Raw genomic sequence first — 309 nt, forward strand, 5'->3', positions numbered from 1 at the left:
AAAAAATAGTAGTGCGAACCAATGCCTTGGCCTGCACTACTAATCTTAGTATGTTTTCTTTTTTCAACTGTTCAATTGCTATAGGATAAGCCGAGTTCTTATCGAATGTTATCACACGTGGCTTTGAAACATGAAAAGACCGCAAAGCTTTCTTGAAAAAGCGCTTTGCAACCTTATGATCTCTTGTTTTGCTTAGGCAAAAATCGATTGTGTTTCCGTTCGAATCAACAGCACGATACAGGTACATCCATTGACCTTTTACTTTGATATATGTTTCATCGACTCTCCAAGAGTCATTTGTTTGTTTGA

At 37.2% G+C, this 309-nt stretch carries 1 protein-coding gene; it reads right to left on the reverse strand.

Annotation, left to right across the window (positions count from 1 at the left end; genetic code table 11):
• Positions 1–309, reverse strand: a 309-nt coding sequence (locus MR065_RS27255; protein WP_242215750.1) for a DDE-type integrase/transposase/recombinase, incomplete at both ends; no start/stop codon positions are given.

The organism is Bacillus cereus group sp. BfR-BA-01383, assembly GCF_022663495.1.
Lineage (GTDB): Bacteria > Bacillota > Bacilli > Bacillales > Bacillaceae_G > Bacillus_A > Bacillus_A cereus_AU.